Raw genomic sequence first — 18,684 nt, forward strand, 5'->3', positions numbered from 1 at the left:
TCATCGGGCGGCCGGGCCGGCCGGCAGCCGTACGGCGGGCAGGTCGGCGTCGCCGATGTGCCGCTCCGTGCCGTCGGGTTCGGTGATCACCAGTCGGACACCGAGCCGCTGGGCGGCGAGCACCGCCTTGGCCAGCGTGGCGGCCTCGTTCCGGGGACCGCGCAGCAGCAGACGCAGCCGCTGCGCCGCGTCCAGGCCCAGGTCACCGGCGGTCATGGTGCCGCCGGACAGGCCGAGCCGTACCCGTTGCCCCGTGGTGGGGACGATGTCCGCCCGGGCCAGGTCCTTCTCCGTGACGGGCCGTGGCGCGTCGAGCAGGCCCAGACGTTCCACGGCCAGGACGGCGTCGGCGGCGGGCCGTTCCCCCAGCCAGGCGTCGAAGGTTTCGGCCGTGGTGTCCAGGGCGGCGGCGAGCGCGCGCGCCAGGTCCGTCGCATCCGCGCCGCCCGGTTCGCCCTCCGTCGTAGTCTCCGGCCGGGGGGCGAGCAGGGCCCGGGCGTGTTCGTCGGGGAAGCGTCCGTCCGAGGCGAGGGTGCGCAGCTCCGCCTCGGACAGCGGGGCGATGTTCCGGTACCGGCGCCAGTCGGAGGTGTACGTCAGGGCAGGGTCCACCGGCCTGCCACCCGCCGCCAATTCGTCGAGGACGAGCTGTGCGCCGAGCATCACCTCGTGCACGGTGTGGTGGCCGACGGGGACCATGGCACCCACCATCGCCAGGCGCAGGAGTCCGAGGTCCAGGTCGGTGCCCCACTGGTCGCGCATCTCGGCGGCGTAGCGCATCAGCAGGTAGGTGGTGCCGGAGGTGCCCGTCATCACCTGCCCGCCGGTCTCCTGGGAGTCCTGGTGCAGCGGGCTGCGCAGCCGGACCCCCGTGTACTGGTTCGCGGGGCGCCAGGGGAGCGTGGGTCCGTTGATCAGCCGCCGCTCGGCGTCGCTGAGCGGCGGCCGGGCGTCCTCCAGGGTGAGGACGTCGTGCCGGGCCCGGTCGGCCTCGTCCACCGGGTGCCGGTCCTGCCGTTCGCGCAGGATGTGCTCCGGGAGGTCGGCTTCGCCGAGGAGCGCGGCGAGGACCCGGTTCTCCTTGGCCGTGTAGAGGAGCGCGAACCGCTCCCGGAGGTTGCCCGAGGTCACCACGGTCTGCAGCGTGTCCCGATCGGTGCCGACCGCACCGTCCACACTCGGGTCGTCGGTGCCCAGCCCGCGCCACAGGTCGCGGCGTGCGGGGTCGGCGAGGACGTCCTCGGCGGTGACGCGGTCCCACAGCGCGCGGGTCATCCGCCCGAGCTGTTCGTGGACACCCGGATGACCGGCCGCGAAACGGCCGAGCCGCTGGTCGAAGCGGGCCGCCTCCTCCTGGTAGCGGATGGCCGCAAGGTCGTGGTCCGGGGCGTCCCGCGCGCCGGCCATCGGATCGGCGTCATCAGGCCGCGTGAGTTCGGCCTTCCGCCAGCTGTGGGGCCGGGGGAAGGGGGTGAACAGGTCGTTGTTGTGGAGCACGTCACCCCGCAGATCGGCGGCGAGGTCGCTGAAATCGTGCCCGGACCACGTGCGGTGGAACGATACCCCGTCGCCGGACATGGTCACTGAGACGGCGTCAGTGGCGGGCAGATGGGTGAGCGTGACGGCCATGTCGTCCGCCAGACCCGGCCTGCTGACGTGGAACGTCCTGACAGCCGCATCGCTGTCGTCCACGCGCACCACCGCGTCACCCATGCCGTCCCAGCGTCGCAGTGAGTCCTGGGCGAAGGCGCGGCCGAAGGCGGCGAACGCCTCGGCCGACGGAAGCCCGGCCCACCGCTCGGAGATCACAGTGTCCAGTTCGTGCTCGGCGATCTGCTCGGCACGCACCGGGATCACCGTCATACCGTCCTGTGTGCGGGACGGTCCCGTGCGGACGAGTCGGGTCGGAGACAGGGTCACCTCGCTCTGCTGCTGGTTGAGCGGGGCGCCGTCGGCGGCGGTGGGGACGTAACCGGGCGGGTAGGCCATCACCAGCTTGCCGTGGTCGGCGGGCACGTCGATCTCGAAGACGACACGGTTGCCGGCGACGCCGTTGCGGGCCCATTCGGTCTGGAAGGCCCAGTCGTGCGACGTGGAGGCCGGCAGCCGCTCCACGAAGACGTCCGCGCGAGCCGCCTGGGGGTCGAGGGACACGCCCCGCCAGACGGTCAGCGACTGGTTCGGCCCGTGCAGGAGCAACTCCCTCGCCGTCCTGTTGAACGTCCCGACTCTTTCCGCCAGAGGGGCGCCGGATGCCAGGACGCTGCTGTTCACGTATCCGCCGTAGCCCTTCTTGCCGGTATAGGCGCCGCCGACGACTGCTCGCATGAACAACATGAGTTCACCGTCCTCGGCGGCGCGCTTCAGGTGGGTGCGCGCCGTCAGCACCGCGGCCACCCAACGTGCTGCCGCGTCTCCCGTCAGGTGCCCAGGTGGTGTCGGTGCCCCGGACGCGGTAGTGACGGTGCGGATGTGCGCGCCGCTGGAGCGGTCGTAGATCTGGGGCCCGTCCGGCGACGCCACCGTGATGCCCTCGTCGGTGAGGTGCGCGGGCCAGGTCGACGTGCCGGCCGTGACGTCGTCGACGAGGGCGTCGGTGCCCTTCCAGGTGAGGCGCGCGACGGTGCCGGTGAAACGGCCGCCGGACAGGCTCACGGTCTCCTCGGCCAGGCCGACGCGGCCGAGCCTGCGGAAGGTCCAGGTGTGGTCGGCGGCCGTGCCGTCGGGCACGGCCCGCTGTGTCACCAGGACCCGTCCGGGACCGACGGCCCGTACCCCGTACCGGCCGGTGGCGGCTCCCGCGCCCAGCAGTTCCGGCTCCTGCGAGCCCCGCGGCATGCGTACGGCCACCTCTTCCGCGACCGGCACCCGGGCGACGTCCCGCTGCGCCAGCAGTTCCTCCCAGGGCGTCTTCTCGTCCGTACCGGCCACGTTGACATGGGCGGGGTCGGGGTACACGGGGGCCGTCGGGGGCAGGGGGATCACGGACGGCTTCGGCTGCGGCGGTACGGCCATCGGCATGGGCGGGGCGTCCCAGTTGAGGCCGGCGACAGCGCCGGTGTCCGTCTCCAGCAGGTGGATCTCGGTGCCCTCGCCATCCCGCCCGGGGGTGACGGCGACCCTGCCGGCCGGGACGAACACCGTGAGTCCGGCGGTCTCGGCGATGCGCATGCCCAACTGCCGTACTCGGTGCGGGCCGTCGGCGTTCTCGCCGGGTCCGCACGCCAGCAGGGTGATGCTGGTGAAACCGTCGCGCCACACGTCCCGCAGCAGCCAGCCGGTGTACGAGCCGTCGTCCGTGCGGCTGCCGCCGTCGGCCGATGCCAGTACGAGGCCTTCCGGTGTGCCGTGCGCGGCGAAGAAGTAGGTGCCCCCGGCGTTGGGCAGGATCTCCTCGACGGCGGAGCGGCCCGGGCCCCGCCCCGACCAGCGCACCAGCGTCGTGACGTCGGCCAGTCCCTGGTAGGCGTGTTCCCGTCCGGCCCAGTCAGTGGCGCTGAACGACACCGTGGCGATGGGCCGTCCGTCCTTGTCACGCACCGTCTGCGTCGCCGTCTCCCACGCCGCCCAGCCGGCCGGCGGCCTGGCGGTGCGCCGTGTGACGGGTGCCTCGGCCACCGGCTGCGGGGCCGGGTCGCCGGGCCCGGCCTCATGCACCTGGATGGCTTCCAAGGGCGGCAGGTAGTACGCCTCGGTGCTGGGAAGCCACGTGCGGCCGACGACGTGGAACATCTGCCACGGCGGATAGAGGACCTCGCGTTCATTGGTATACCGGGTGAACGGGGTGATGTCACGGGCCGTGGAGCCGACGACTTTGACGATCGCGCCGTGGGCACCGGGCCGACGGCGCTTGTCGTGGGTGGCGAACTTGTGCGCCACGCGCGGCTCATGACTGGTGCTTCGGAAGTACGGCGCCCGTATCGTGCCGACGCCGTACACCTGTGAGGAAGGAGCGGGCTCGTTCCACTCGCCGGGTATGGCCCGGTCGCCCCAGAACACGGTGCTGTTGACCGGTGGCAGCGTTTCGAGGGCCTCGATCCCCATGTCGATGTGGAGCAGGGCGTCGTCGTACATCCGGTCCGCGAAGCCGCGTATCCGCCGGCGCAGTTGCGCCTTCTCCCCGGGAAGCGGCTCCGCGGCCTCCTTGAGGCGCTGGATGGCCTGCCAAAGGTCGTCGAAGCCGTCCTGCCCCCGCAGGGTGAACGGCAGTCCGAAGCTCACCTTCGCGCCGAACATGGCCTGCTCGAGGTGCCGGCTGACCATGTGGCGGCTGACCGCCTCACCGAAGCGTTCGTGGAGCAGCAGCGTCTTCATGACGCGGTAGTCCTGGGAGCTGTAGAGGTAGAGCGCCGTCAGGTGCGCGGGAGTGAGTCGCTTGAGGGCCTCGTAGCCCGCTGCGCCGTACTCCCTGAGCCAGGCGAGCAGTTCCCCGGCGGCCTCGTGCCGCCGGTGCCGCACCACCGCGTTCACCGCCGTCCACAGGCGGCGGGTGATCCAGTCGTTCGTGAGGCTGTCCACCACGGGGGTGACCCGGTCGTGGTAGAGCCTGACGTGCGGGAGTGCGGCGATGCGGTCGGCAGCGGTACGCGGCATGCCGGCATCCGTCTGCCGGGATCCCAGGTGGTCGGCGGTCCAGCGGTGCAGCCGGGCCGCGTCCTGGGAGGCCGCGGTTCGTTCGGCCTCATCGCCCAGACCCAGTTCATGAGAGGCGCGCAGTATTTCCGCGAGCGACTGGACACGGGCGGGGACCGCCCAGGCCAGCAGGGCGCCACGGAAGTCCAGCAACTGCTCGGCGGAGGCCCCCAGTTGCTGGTAGGAGCGCAGCAGACGGCCGGCGGGACCGCGGATGCCGCCCACCCGCCGGAAACCACGGGCGTCGTGCACCAGGTCGTACGGACTGATCCGCTCCTCGCGCAGAGGGTCGGCCTCCCGCGCCGCCAGAAGCCGGGCCGCGTCGAGCACCGAGCCGGGCAGGTCCTCGCCCAGATCGGCGTGGACCAGGGCGGCGTACACGGTGATCCGGTGGGCGAGGAGCGCGGGATCACGCCGGGTGCCCAGCAGCGCGGGAACACCGCCGACGGGCAGGACCACGGCGGCGGCCGGCCCCAGCGCGTCCTCGGCCATCCGGTGCACGGCACCGGAGCCGTGCCTCAGCACCAGATCGGAGTAGAGCGAGTGCAGCGCCGCCTCGGCGGCACGCCCGGTCCCCGGCAGCGCCGCCAACGAGTCCGCCACCTCCCGCTCGTACCGCACACTGGCCCGTTGCCAGGCACGATCCCGGTAGAAGGAGGCGAAACGCACCGCGTCGGGTGACCCGGTCATCCGCCAGGAGGACACCGCCCAGGGCGCGACGGTCGCGTCGGTGGTCGCGTTGACGGACGCGGCGTCCGGGTACGCGCCCTTGTGCGGGGTGACTCGCACCGGTTCCGTCGGCCTGCGAGGGATCGCGGACGGTGCGGAGGGAGCGGCCCAGACGAGGCCACCGGGCCTTCCGCCGGCACGCTCCAGCAGATGGACACGGGAGGGGGCTCCGTCCGCGGCCGGTGTCACCGCGACCCGGCCGAGGGCCACGAAGACGGTGAGCCCGGTGGCGTCGGCGATCCGGCCGGCCAGGGAACGTGCCCCGGACTCGTCGCCGGACGTCTCGGCCGTCCCGCACGCGAGGACGGTGACGCTGGTGAAGCCCGAGGACGCCACGTCGCGCAGCAACCACCCGGTGTGGGTTCCGTCATCGGTGTGCCGGCCGCCGTCGCGCAGTGCGAGGGTCGGGCCCCCGGCGCCGCCGTGCGAGGCGAAGAAGAAGGTGTCGCCCGCGTTGGGCAGCGTCTCGACGACGGCCCTGCGGCCGGTTTCCCGGCCGCTCCAGCGGACCATCTCGGTCACGTCGGCCAGTCCCCGATAGGCGGGTTCGCGTCCGGCCCAGTCCGTGTCGTCGAACGACACCAGCGCGATGCGCCTGCCGTCCTTCCCGAGGACCTCGCGGGTGATCACCAGGGAGGCCACCGCGGCATCGGGCCGGACCGGGCGGACTCGCTCCGGTGCGACGATCACCGGGGGCACCTCGGGGTCGCCGGCGCGTTCCTCCCGTACGGTGATCTGCTCGTAGGGCGGCAGGTACCACTCCATGGTGGTGGGCAGCCACTCCCGCCGGGTGATACGGAACCGCTGCCCCGGAGCGTAGAGCGCCTCCCGTTCGTTGATGAAGCGCATGAAGGGCGTGACGTCCCGGGCCCCGGAGTCGGTGACCTCGACGAGGACGCCGTGCGTGCCCGCGGGGACCGGCTTCCTGGACCCGGTGTAGGACAGTGCCATCGCCCGCACCTGACTGGTACTGCGGAAGGTAGGAAAGGCCAGGGACCGGAGGCCGTAGACGTCCGACTCCACGGGCGCGGCGTTCGGCTCGCCCGGGATCGCCCGGTCGCCCCACCACGTGGTCGTGCCGACGGGTGGCAGCAGTTCCAGGGCCTCGACAGCCAGGTCGACGTGGAGCCGTGCCTCGTCGTACACCCGGTTGGCGATCGGCGTGAAGCGACGGCGCAGGCTCGTCAGCACGGGGTCCGGCGCGGTGGTACCGCGCAGTGACTGCGCTTCCTCCCAGATCTCCTCGGCCCCGTCCTGGCGCTGCACCATCAGGGGCAGGCCGTCGAAGCTCCGCTTGCCGCGCAGGGTGCGCCACATCTGGTCACCGACCATGCGACGGCCGACCGCTTCTCCGAAGTGCTCGTGCAACAGCAGCGTCTTCATGATGCGGTAGTCGTCGGAGCTGTACAGGTACAGAGCCGTCAAATGGGCGGGCGTGAGCCGCCGCAGCGACTCGGTACCTCGCTCGCCATGACGCTCCAGCCACTCGCGAAGTGCCTCGTCACGCCTGCCCTCGGGACCCGACCCCAGGGTTCCGGTCAGCGCACGGTCGACCACCGCAGTCAGGTCCGCCGGGATCGACGTGGTCCCGAAGAATCCCTCCATCGTGTACGTCATGCGCTCGCCGTACAGGGCGAGGTGCGGGACGTGGGCAGCGAAGCGGGCACCCGGGACGGCCGGCGCGTCCGGTACGTGGTCCCAGGGAACGAGGTGTTCGGCCATCCAGAGATGGAGTCCCGCGGCGTCGCCGGTCAGGGCCGTGCGTTCCTCCGCGTCGCCGAGTCCAAGGGCGTGCGAGGCGAGCAGTATCTCGGGGACCGACTGCAGGCCGAGCGGCACGGCCCAGGCGAGCAGGGCCGGCCGGAGCGCTGCCAGCCCGGAGGGCGTGGCGCCCGTCTCCCGGTAGGCGCTCAGCAGTCGTGCGACGGGTCCCTCCGTCCCGCCGACGTACCGGAAGCCCCGGCCGTCGTGCGCCCGCTGGTAGGGATCGTCCGGTGTGACGGCCGCGGTCCGGTCGCCGGTGACGGCTGTGCGCAGTGCCGCGGGCAGTTCCCGCCTCGCCTGGGCGTACAGGCCCAGTGCGAACACCGTCATGAGCCGGTCGAGCAGACCGGGGGCGGACTCCTCCCGCAGGAGGCCGGCCACCCCGGTGCCGGGCACGGCGTACCGCGCGGAGAGCGGGAGCGGGGACCTGGTGAGCATCTCCTCGGCGCCCTGGGTGCCGTGGTGGCGCGCCAGTACGTCGTACAGATGGCGGACGGCCCGCCGGGCGGCGTCCACCGTCCCCGGCAGCGAGCCGAGCGCCCGCGCCGTCGTCAGTTCGAAGCGGACGCTGAGGCGCTGCCACGCGGGGTCGCCGTGGAAGGACGCGTAACGCACCGCGCGCGGCGACGCGCCCCCGGGGCGCCGGGAGGCCGCCCTGGCGGGCTCGTCGGTTGCGCTGTTGACGGACCAGGCGTCCGGATACGCGGGGTGGCCGGGTGCGGGGGCGGCCAACGGCAGGTCGCGGATGACCGGGCCGGAGTCGCTCACCCACTCGACGAGGGCGAGCTGCCGGTCGGACGGCGCGGGCGCGAGTTCCGGGCCGGTGCTCTCGGGACCGGCCGGCAGCCCGAGGTAGCTCAGCACGTGACGGACCAGGGCATCGTCGTCGTGGCCGGTGCTCCAGTTCCTCTGGCCGGGCGGCAGGGAGGTCCCGGGGCCGGCGAGGGTGACGTGCTCGGGGTGTCCGGCGTCGGGCCGCAGACGCAGCCGCACATGCAGCTGGTCGCCGGAGCGCGGGAGCGCGTAGCCGCCGTTGAGGTGCCGGCCGAGCGCCCGGTCCACCCGCCGTTCCAGCGCGTCCAGGTCGGCCGTGGTCAGTCCGTCGGTGAGACGTACGGGCAGGTTGACGGTGAACTCCCGCACCCATGTCCCGCCGGGCGTCTCCATGCGGCGGATCTCCGCCCGGACCAGCGTCACGGTGCCGGCCGGTGGAACGGCCCTGGGCCGCTCGCCGCCGGTACCGGCGGCGGAAGCCTCGGTTCCGGCCGCCGGGGCGTCGAGGTCCGGGCGGAAGCGCTCGGTGTGCAGGATCGCCACGGGCGCCTCGGCCCGACGGGACGAGAGGACAGCCGGGTCCGCCGGCCGGGCCACCCGGTGAGTGCCGTCGACCGCTCCCGGGTGGTCGTACGAAAGATCGCCGCCGAGGAGGGCGGAGCCGAACGAGGACGACATCTCCGCCAGGGTGGGCACCCGGTCGACCGGCCGGAAGTCCGGACCGAGTTCGATGGTCATGAAGTCGGTGCCCTCGTACATCAGCCGGTTGTCGACACGGCCGCGCTGGGCGTCGATCCAGAGCACACGGCCGTCGTAGTGCACGGCGTTGACGGCGTGGACGTTCCGCGAGTTCGGCCGCCGGAAGACGATCACGGCGGCGGAGCCGTGGCCGGCGGCGAGCAGTCTGGCCTGCACGGCGGCCTGCACCTGGGAGGTGAGCGAACTGCCGTCGCCCGTGTCCTCATGGGTACGCCAGCCGGCGTCCAGCCAGTTGCCGGTGCGCGGCGAACCGTCGTGCTCCACCTGCAAACCGCGGGCCGTACGCACCACTGGCGCGGCCACGGCCGGCCGGCCGTACCAGGTGGACAGTGCGCTACGGGCCACGTCGGCGCAGTTCCACAGCCGGGCCTCGTCGTCCCGCCAGCCGGGATTGACACGCCGCACCCACTCCGCGCTTCCTGAATCGGTGGCGAACTCATTGCGGGCGTTGTGCCGGTTGAGCGCCCGGGACAAGCCGGTCATCCGATAGGACGAGCCGCGCGGGTCCGGGAAGCGGCGGAATCCGCCGTCGCGGTCGCGTACCGCGTCCTCCAGGGCGCGCTGCGCGGACGCCGGGGGCCGCTGGAGGCCGCCGGCCACGCCCGTGTAAGGGCGGATGTCCTCCAAGGGCGCAGGCGTGGTGTTCCGGGACGCCGACGCCAGCCGGTGCTCGGAGCCGGGATAGGCGGCAGGCCGCAGGGGCGAGGCGGGGGCGGGTCCGGGGACGGGTTCGAGGGTCTCGCTCCTGCCTCCCGGGTGGTGGACGAGAAAACCGCCGGGGGCGCCGTCGGGGGCTTCGAGCAGGTGCAGCCGGGCGGGTGCGCCGTCGTGCGGCGGGGTGACGGCGGCGCTCCAGCGGGGCTGGATGACGGTCAGTCCGGTGGCGTCCGCCAGCCGGCCGCCGACGGCCCCGTCCACCGGCCCGCACGCCAGGAGCACCAGGAGGGTGCCCGCGGGGACCCGTGCCAGTGCGGACCAGGCCAGGGCGACGCGGGCGAGGCCGTCCGCGTCCAGCGTGGTCCGTACGCGGCCGTCGTCGGTGACGGCCTCGATGCCGCCCGGTGTGCCGTGCGCCGCGAGGAAGAACCGCGACCGGCCGGGGAACGGCATCGTCCGCAGGGTGCTCTCCGGCGTCCCGTCGGCGGACCTGCGCCACTCGACGTACTCCGTGGCCTTGCGCACCGCCTGGAGGGCGGGCTCGCGGCGCAGTCGCTCCCCGGCGGTGAAGGACGCTCCGCCCACGGTCTGGCCGTCGCTGTCGGTGACCTCTCGGAAGAGGTCGCCCGCGTACCAATCGGGAGCCGCCACGGCGGACGGGGGCTGCGGGCCGTCGGCCAGGGGCAGCCGGCGCCCCGGGTCGTCCAGGGCCCCCTGGTCCAGCAGGTGGGCGGCGGACCGCAGTTCCATGCGGACGACGACCGGGTGCGGCAGGGAGACCTCCGCCGTGCCCGTCGTGCGGGCCCTGCCCGGCCGGTGCGCGGGGCGGTGGCGCACCGCCGCCTCCAGCAGTACGTCGGCGTCGAAGCGGACGAGGACGGACGGGCCGTTGAGGCGGACGCGCGGGGCGTAGCCGGAGGTGGCGGCGGAGTCACCGTCCGTCCGGCCCGCCACGGTCCGGACGCCCAGGGCGGAAAGGTACGTCTCCGCGCCCTGGAACCTGCGCCAGGAGCCGCCCGGGGCGAGCGGCTCCACGCCGTCGGAGTCCGTCAGCGAGCCGGTGGCCGTCGTCTCGCTCAGCCGGGGCAGGCCCGGACCGTCGCCGGCGGTCGGTTCGAACATCATCCGGTCGCCGACGCCGAGGACCCGGCCGCCGGTGAAGCGGGCGTGCACGGTGACACTCAGGTCGGCACCGCCGAGCGCCTCGTCGGCGAACGCCTCGGGCAGCCGTCCGCCGACGGCGGCGAGCATCGGCAGCGCGGACCGGAGCCACTCGGTGGACAGCGCCCGGTCGAGCAGCAGGGCGGCGGGGGCGCCCGTGGTCCGGAAAGCGGGCGACGCGCCCAGTTCGGCGGTCAGCCGCGCCAGGGCGGCCCGCACCTCGGGTGCGCCGGCGAACAGGTCGACCTGGGCTTCCAGCGGCAGCGGTGTACCCGTGGCCCGCCACCGCGCGGCGTCGACGGCCGGGCGTGCGACCGGCCGCCAGCCCTCCGGGGCGGTCGCCCGGCCCGGACCGACGTCGGCCAGGGCGCGCAGGTCCGCCTCCGTCATGCGGTGCAGCAGGTACCGGTCGTCGTCACCGTCGCGGGGGGCGGCGAGGCCGACCCGGACCTGCGGCGGCGTTCCCGGCGCGGCGCCGGGGGTGTGCAGTTCGAGTCGTACGTCGACGGGGAAGGCGACCCGGACCGTCGCGAGGTCCTCGGCCGTCGCCGTCACCATGCCGGTGACGTACTTGCCGCCCCGGCCGTGGGTCGCCGCGGTGCCGCCGCCGAGCTGGCCGCTCAGGGGGGCCGCGACGGTCCCGGTGGCGGCGTCGGGCCGGTGGGCGGGCCCCAGCAGGAGGTTGGCGCCCCGGTTCGTGCCTCGGGCGTGCTGCCGCTGGTGCCTGAAGACGGCGTTGGTGGTCAGGGACATCCCGCGCCGGTCGGCGGGACGGTCGTGGAACCGACCGGTGCCCCGGGTGACGGTCAGCCGGACCAGATGGGCGAGGGTGCCGTCGGGTGCGTACAGCTCGACCGGGACGCCGCCGTCGAGGGCTCCGGTCAGCAGCCCCCGGGAGCCGAGCCGGCCCAGCAGTGTCATGAGCCGGCGGGTGTTGCGGTGCGTGTCCGCGACCAGTTGGCGCGGCAGCAGCGCTTCGGCGTGGGCCGTACCGTGCAGCCGGCCGAGCTCCTCACGCAGGGCCGGCAGCAGCCTGACAAGGTCGGGGGCGTGTTCCGTCACGCCGAAAGGCAGCGGACCGGTGCCCTCCAGCCGCAGACCGGCGGCCGGGTCGGTCACCGGAACCGTGATGGGCCGACCGGCGGGCGTGGTCTCCCCCGCCACGGGGGGCAGGACCACGGCGCCACGGGCTCCGCTGCCACGGTCGGTGCCGTCGGCGGCGCTCGGCCGTCGGCCGGTCTCCTGCTGGAGGCCGAGCCGTGCCGCCTGTTGCTCGGTGAGCCAGGCGAGGACGCCCCCGGGGAACCGCCGGGCGCCGGTGGCGACGCGCGGGGTTCCGCCCCGTACCGACACCTCGGCCACCATCAACAGGTCGATGTCGGCCTGGACCAGCACCATGGGGTCGCCGGCGGCCGTCCAGCCCTGCCGCTCGACGGAGCCCTCCGTGGCGAAGGAGGTCTGCCGGGACCGGTTCCAGGACCAGCTCCCGCCGAACCCTCCGAACAGGGTCACCCCGGGCACGACGGACGCGCTGCCGGACGGCAGGAGCGTCGTCGATACGCTCAGACCACCGCTTTCGCGGCCGGCCGTCCGGTGGGTGCCGACGTGAGTCCTGGAGAGCTGCGGACCGCCGGCCGTCCGGACCACGGTGGGGTTGGAGACACGGAACCTGGCGCCGACCGCACCGAGCAGCCCCGCCCATCTGCGGTCGTGACGCAGCTCGTCCACCAGGAGCACCTGGTCGGGACCGAACTGCAGGCTTCTGCCCAGTCCTTCGGTGCCGAACGCGGACTCCACCGCCAGCGCCGGGCCCAGACCCCGTACACCGAGGGCGTCGTCGTGGTCGCCGGTGGCCTCGGTGAGCAGGCTCAGCGCGAGTTCCGGTACGGACCGCCCGGCGCCGTGGTCCTCCAGCAGCAGCCACTCGGTCACCCGCGTCGTGCCGTCGGCGGGCACCGCCCACGACGGGTCGTACAGGGCGGTGATCCCGTCCGCGGGCGGTACGTCCAGCGCCACGGGTTCGCCCGCCGGGCGCACGGCGGTGCGCTGCTCCTCGGTGAGGGTCAGGGACGCGGGGGTCGTCAGCCGGACCGGGCCGGGCACGGCGGAGAACCGCGCGGTGACCTCACGTCCACCGGTCTCCGCGAGGAGGTCCGTCTCCGCACGGGTGTCCGTTTCCGTGCGGGTGTCCAACAGCGAGGTGATCCGCGGGGTGTGCCGGCCCGGCCGGCCCGGGGTCACCAGCCGGCGCCACGCCCGGGACCGCCGGGCCGAGGTGATCTCCACGTCGAAGACGAGGTTCGCGTCGAAGACGCTGGTCGGGTTCTGTCCGTCGTTGGTCGTCTCGCTGGAGGCCGTCACCCCGCCCTGGTTGTCCCGGCTGCGGAAGGCGTTCACCGCGGCCGTGCCGACCAGTTGTGCGGGTCCCGGTAGGAGTCTGCCCTGGAAACGTCCGCGCAGACCGACGCCGGCCCTGGTGCCGGCCCCGGTGTCCGAGCCCTCGCTCGCCGTGTAGCCGTACTTGATCTTCCAGTCGGCGATGTCGCCCCGGTAGACGGCCTCCCCCGCCAGTCGCGCCCTGACCCGGACGACGACCGACTCGGTCGCGTTCCAGTGTCTGCGGCGCAGCAGCACCGGGACACCCGACGTCAGCAGGGCGCCCTTGCGGGTCCGCAGGTTTTCGGCGGACAGCACCGTGGACAGCGCGCGCTCGTTCTCCCGGGCCGCGGACTCGTCCGCCGATGCGGTCCACCGGCGCAGGAAGGAGCCGCGCGTGCGGTCCGCGCCGTAGGAGGGCAGAAAACCGGCGAGCCTCGGATCGCGGGTGAACCGCTCCCGGATGGCGTCCAGCAGCACGGAGGTGTCGAGGCCGTGCATCGTCGTACTGGCGCCCAGGGGCCCTCGGGGCAGCGACCGTTCGGTTCCCGGGTGCTGGGCGAGGGGCTCGGTGACCATGCCGTCGGGCAGCGGCAGGCCCAGTTCGGCGGCTTCCTGTGCGCGCAGGTAGAACCACGTGCGGACGTCCGTCCGTGTCGGACCGGGACGGCGCAGCCGGGCGGCGGGAGCCGGGGCGCCGCTGCCCTCCACCTCCACCCGTACCCGCGCCTGGTACAGGACGACGTCACCGGAGATGTCCATGGCGTGCTTCGTCGCCGACCCCGTGGTGGCCGTCAGTGAGCGGCTGGTGCCCAGTTCGACTCCCGGCTGGAGGAAGACCCGCGCCTGCGGGCCGCCCGCGGTCACGCCCACTCCGATCCCCGGGCCGACCGCGAGGTCCCAGGCTCGGGTGTTGCCGATGCCCGTGGACCGCTCGGTGGCGGCCTTGCGCGCCGTACGCAGCTTCGGCTGCCGGGGGGCCGCGGTCCCGGCCGCGACGTCGGTGCCCGGGAGGGACGCGTTCGACACGGCGGGACTGCCGGGGGGAGTACCGGTGGAGCCGCGGGAGACCGGCGCCAGGGCGGTGATCTCGGCCCGCGCACGGTACCCGCCGGTGAGGGCGCCGTCCCTGCTGGTCAGGTCGGCGGAGGGCACCCAGCCGGCGAGCAGCCGAGGGAGCTGCCGCAGCAGGCCCTCGGCGGAGGCGGCCTCCATGGCCAGGGTCCGCCCGGGCGCGCCGGGGGCGAGGAGTGCCGGGTGCACCTGCGCGGCGATGGCGTCGAGGAAGCCGCCGCCGCCCTCGTACGGCCGTCCGGCGTCGGCCGTCAGCGGCACCATGGAGGAGGCGGACCGGACACGGCGGGCGGTGTCCCGCGTGACGGGGGTGAGCGTGAGCGGCCGGGCTCGCACCCCGTCCGGCACCAGTTCCCCGGCGGGAACCCGGAGAACGGCCGAGCCCTGCCCCTGGAAGGTCCGGGCGTGACCGGTTCCTGCCCTGTTCACCCGTAGCGACCAGGTCAGGCGCCGCGGTACGTCGACGGTGCCCGGCTGGGTGGCGACCCCCCGGGTGTCCTTGATGTCCTCCTGGCCCGCGGCGGTGGCCGACCGCTGCCCGACCGCCACGTTGGCGTTGAGCGCCGCGCCGGCGAGGAGTCCGGGCTGCGGGGTCGCCAGCAGGAAGGTGCCCGCGCCGCGTACCGCCCAGCCCCGGGTGTGGGACGAGGAGTGGCGCACCGACGCGGACGCGGAGTGTTCGCTGACGATCCGTACGGCGGCGTCGGGTGCCGCGTCCACGGACACCACGAAGGGCCGTGGCTCGTCCTGCTCGCGGGCGATGCCGAGGGTGACGTCGTACCAGCCGTCGCGGCCCTGCACCTGGAAGGACCGGCCGTGCCCGAGGAACGTCTCGGGCGCGCCCGCCAGTTCGGCCATGATGCCTGCGGGTGACCCTTGCGCGGTGAGCGCGCGGATCTGCTCCTCGACCCAGTCGGTGCCCCGCAGGGTGTGCAGCGTCGACGCGCCGACGGCCCGCATGCTCTCCAGGTAGGGCGGCAGCCGCCAGTGCCCGGTCACGGCCGGGGTGTCCGGCGCGGTCGTCACCGCGGGCGCGGTCGGTGCCGCCGGTACGGCCGGGTCGGGTGACGGCGCCTGTTCTCCGGCGGTCCGGGGGCTCGGGACGGCCGTCACCGCAGGGGCGGCCACCGTGGCCGGGGCCGGGGCCGGGGCCGGTGGGATCGGCTCGTCGGCGGTGGTGGGCTCCGTGGCGGAGACAGGTGGCACCGCGTCGGGACCGGACAGCGGGGCGGCGCCCCGGGTGACGGTCACCAGGCGGTACGGGGGCTGGTGGCGGACGATCAGCTCGATGCCGCCGAGGTCCGTGACGTCACGGCCGGTGGTGTGCGCGGCGCGGCCCGGACGGACGACCGGCCGCGTCACCTCGACGGTCAGCGGCAGGTAGCCGGGCACCGCGGCGTTCCGCTCGTTGATGGCGTCGATCTGCGCCGCCAGTGCCTCGGACTGGCTGGCGCCGGGCATCTCGTTGTCGGTGAGCACATGAGCGGTGCTGTGCCGCCCCATTACCTGGTCGAGGCAGTGCGCGAGGCTGGTCGGTCCGGTGCTGCGGGCCCAGGGGCCGGGGTGCGGCACCAGCAGGTCGGTGTACGGGACGTGGCGTCCGAAGCCGGTGACGGAGCCGGCGACCAGGACGGCATCGGCCGTGCCCCCGTCGAGCCCCGCCAGGCGGCCCAGGCCGGGGTACATCACCGGGTCGTAGGCGCTGACGTTGTCCCGGAGCGCGAGCGCGTCGGTGAGGAAGCGCGCGTCCTCGGCGCCCGCGCCGCCGTCGACGGCGGCGACCACGGTGTTTCGGGTCTCCTCGACGGCGTCCGCGAGCGGTGTGTAGTCCGCCACGTTCCGCAACCGAGCCCGGTGCGCGGGGTGGAGCTCCCGGTACCACGGCGAAGCGGTGATCTCCTCCCACGGCACCTCGACGGCCTCACCGTCGGCGTCGAAGTCGAGCAGCACCGGAGCCGCGGCGCCGGCCGCACCCGGTACCTCGACCTCGCCGGGAGCGACGGCGTCGACCGTAACGGGAGCCGTGCCCTCAGCCGGCCCCGTGGGCATGCCGGTCGGGACCGTGGCCCCGGTCCGGGCCGGCGTCGATGTCGGGACGCCCGAGGGCTCGGTGGCGGTGGACGGCGGCGCGCTTCCCACGGCCGGGGTCTCGGTCTGGGCCGGCGTCGGGACAGCCGGGGACGCGGCGACCGTCGACGGCGACGCGCTCTCCGCGATCGGCGGCGCGCCCTCCGCGGGCGGCGGGGCTGAGGCGGATGCCGGCGGCACGCCCTCCGCGGCCGGCGGCACGGAGGCGGCGAGGCGGGTGCCGAGCTCCGCGCGCACCTCGTCGGTCAGCGCGCGGGCGAGGTCGAGGAGCGCCTCCTTGACGTCCTCCAGCCACATGTCCCGGTCGGGACCGTCCTCCAGCCGGGCGGCCTCCTCGACGATCTCGGCGAACGCCTCGTCGCGCAGCAGCAGGCTCGGGAAGCCCGCGTCGGGGTCCGCCAGGCCCGTCTCGACTGCGTTCTCGATCGCCCGTGTCAACAGGTCACCGGCGTCGGGGTGGCCGTCCGCCGGCCCGGTGGTCAGGAACCGGCTGTCCAGCAGTGGCAGGTCGGCGGCGTTCAGGTCAGCGTGCAGGCCGGCGGCGCTCGGACCGTTGGGCGCGTCGGTGGCGGCCGGGACTCCGGGGGCGTTCCAGCCGGACTCCGGGAAGGCGGGCGTCTTCGGTGCTTCCCCGGCGTCCGGCTGTTCCGTCTCCACGACGCGCAGGAGGGTGTGCGGGCCCCACGGGCCGTCCTCCCGTTCCTCCCGGTGCACCACCGTGAAGGCGGCGGGCGCGGGGAAGCGGATCTCCTGGCCGGCCGGTCCGGTGTCCTCGGCCGGCATCGGCCGCGCGGTCGACGGCCACGCCTCGACGAGGACCGGCCGGGTACCGTCCGGCGCGGTGGGATTGTCCGGCAGTCCGGCGTGCCCCGCGTGCAGGGCGGGCACGCGGAGCCGCGCGACCGGGCCGGGGACGCCCGTGGCGGACGCGACGGGCATCCGGGCGAACCACCACACGGGGCCCTGGACGGGCGGGAGTTCCCGCAGGGCCCGGACGGCCATGGCCCGGTCCGCCGACGTGAGGGTGGAGTCGTCGGCGGCGCGTCCGGCCAGCCGGCCGAGCGCGAGGGCGTGCACGGGGGCGTCCGTGGACGCCGCGCCCGGCACCCGCGCGGCCCCGTTAGCGGTCTGCGCGGCGTCGGCCGTCCCGGCGTACAGCAGGTGGTGGGGCGGCGTCGGCGCGTCCTGGCCGTGGGGCGCCAGGACGGCGTCGGCCCACTCGTAGAGGGTCGCCGCGTCGCCGAGGGTCACCGTAGCGTCCATGACGTCGGCACCGGTGTACGGCAGTGAGGCGCGCAGCAGTTCGTACAGCGAGTACCGGTTGCCCGGCAGCTCCCGGGCCAGTACGGCGGCCCGGAAGGCCGCCCGGTCGGCGGCCGTGACCCCGTCGAGGCCCGCGTGGGCCCGGAGCATGGCGGTGACGGCCCGCGGGTTCCGTCCGGTGAACGGGATGCCCTGCTCGCGCAGTCCGCGGGCGATGTCCCCGTACGGGTCGACCGGGCGGCCGTCGGCCGGCGCGGACAGGACGCCGCGCTCGGCCGCGGTGCCGAACGCCGAGAGCAGCTCGCCCGGTGTCGCCGCGGAGTCCGGTGCGACGAGCCGGTGCAGAGCCGCCAGGGGCTGTGCGGCGCGGGCGTCGGTGGCGCGGAAGAACAGCGCGGCGGCGGCGGCTTCGTCGCCCGTCGACGCCGTATACCGACGGTGCAGCCGCGCCACGGCGTCCCGGGCCGCCCCGGTGGCGACCGGGCCGGCCGCCAGGGACCGGCCCAGCGCGTCCTCGTACCGGAGGGCCAGTGTCTCCCAGCCGTCGGTGGCGTAGAGCTGCCGGAAGTCGCCGACGGGGCCTGCGGGATCGTCGGCCGGCGGGTGCTCCGCGCCGGGGGTGAAGCGCAGCCACCGAGGCGGTTCGGTGCCGGATGCGGCGGTGAGCGTGGCGGTGAGCGTGCCGTCGGGGTCCTCGCGGAGGCCCGCCTCGGTGTCCGGCGCGTACACCGTGCGTCCGGTCACGTCGGCGACGGTCTGTCCGGCCACCGGGACGCCGCCCGAGCCGCGCCCGGTCAGACAGGCCTGGAGGCTGATCTCCGGTGACCGGTCCGCCGGGAGACGGTCCATGAGGTTCTTCAGGTAACCGCCGACGCTCCGGGCGTCGATCCACCGGGCGCCGTACCGGGAGCCGACCGGGAAGCCCTGTCCGTCGCTGTGCGACGCCCAGGTGAAGGTGGCGGCCGGGTCCCACGGCCAGGCGTGCGCCCCGTCGCGGACGGTCCCGTCCGCCTCCTCGACGACGTATCCCCCGCTGCCCGGGAGGTGGCCGACGACGTCGTGCGACCAGTCCCCCGCGTCGAAGGCGCTGACGGCCACCGGCAGGCCGGTGCGGGAGTCCGTGACGGGCCGGGTGACGATCTCCTGGTTCCAGTCGTCCGGCACCGGGGGGACGGGGACCTCCCGCAGCAGGACGTGCACGTACTCCCGCCCGTGTTCCGCGTCCAACGTCAGGCGGGGCCGGCCGACCGTCCGGAAGGCCGTCCGGGCCGGGTGGAGGGCCTGCCGGGCGCGGGGGTCGCGGGCGAAGGGGGCCACGTCCCGCGCGGAGGAGTTCTCCACCTCCCAGACCACGAGGTGCCCGTCGCCGTCCTCCGGGCCCTCTCCCGCCGCCTCCAGCGCGGCCCC

General features: G+C 74.7%; 1 protein-coding gene (running past one end of the window). It reads right to left on the reverse strand.

Annotation, left to right across the window (positions count from 1 at the left end; all coding sequences use genetic code 11):
• A protein-coding gene (locus AB0A94_RS02840; RefSeq protein WP_361737813.1) for a toxin glutamine deamidase domain-containing protein crosses the window boundary here: on the reverse strand, positions 1–18,684 show its 3' portion. Its footprint extends 17,607 nt past the window's final position; only the last 18,684 of its 36,291 coding nucleotides appear in the window; its start codon lies off the right edge, out of view; it ends in the stop codon at positions 1–3.

Origin of the sequence: Streptomyces sp. NPDC044984 (assembly GCF_040646935.1) — a bacterium.
In the GTDB taxonomy this organism is placed as follows: domain Bacteria; phylum Actinomycetota; class Actinomycetes; order Streptomycetales; family Streptomycetaceae; genus Streptomyces.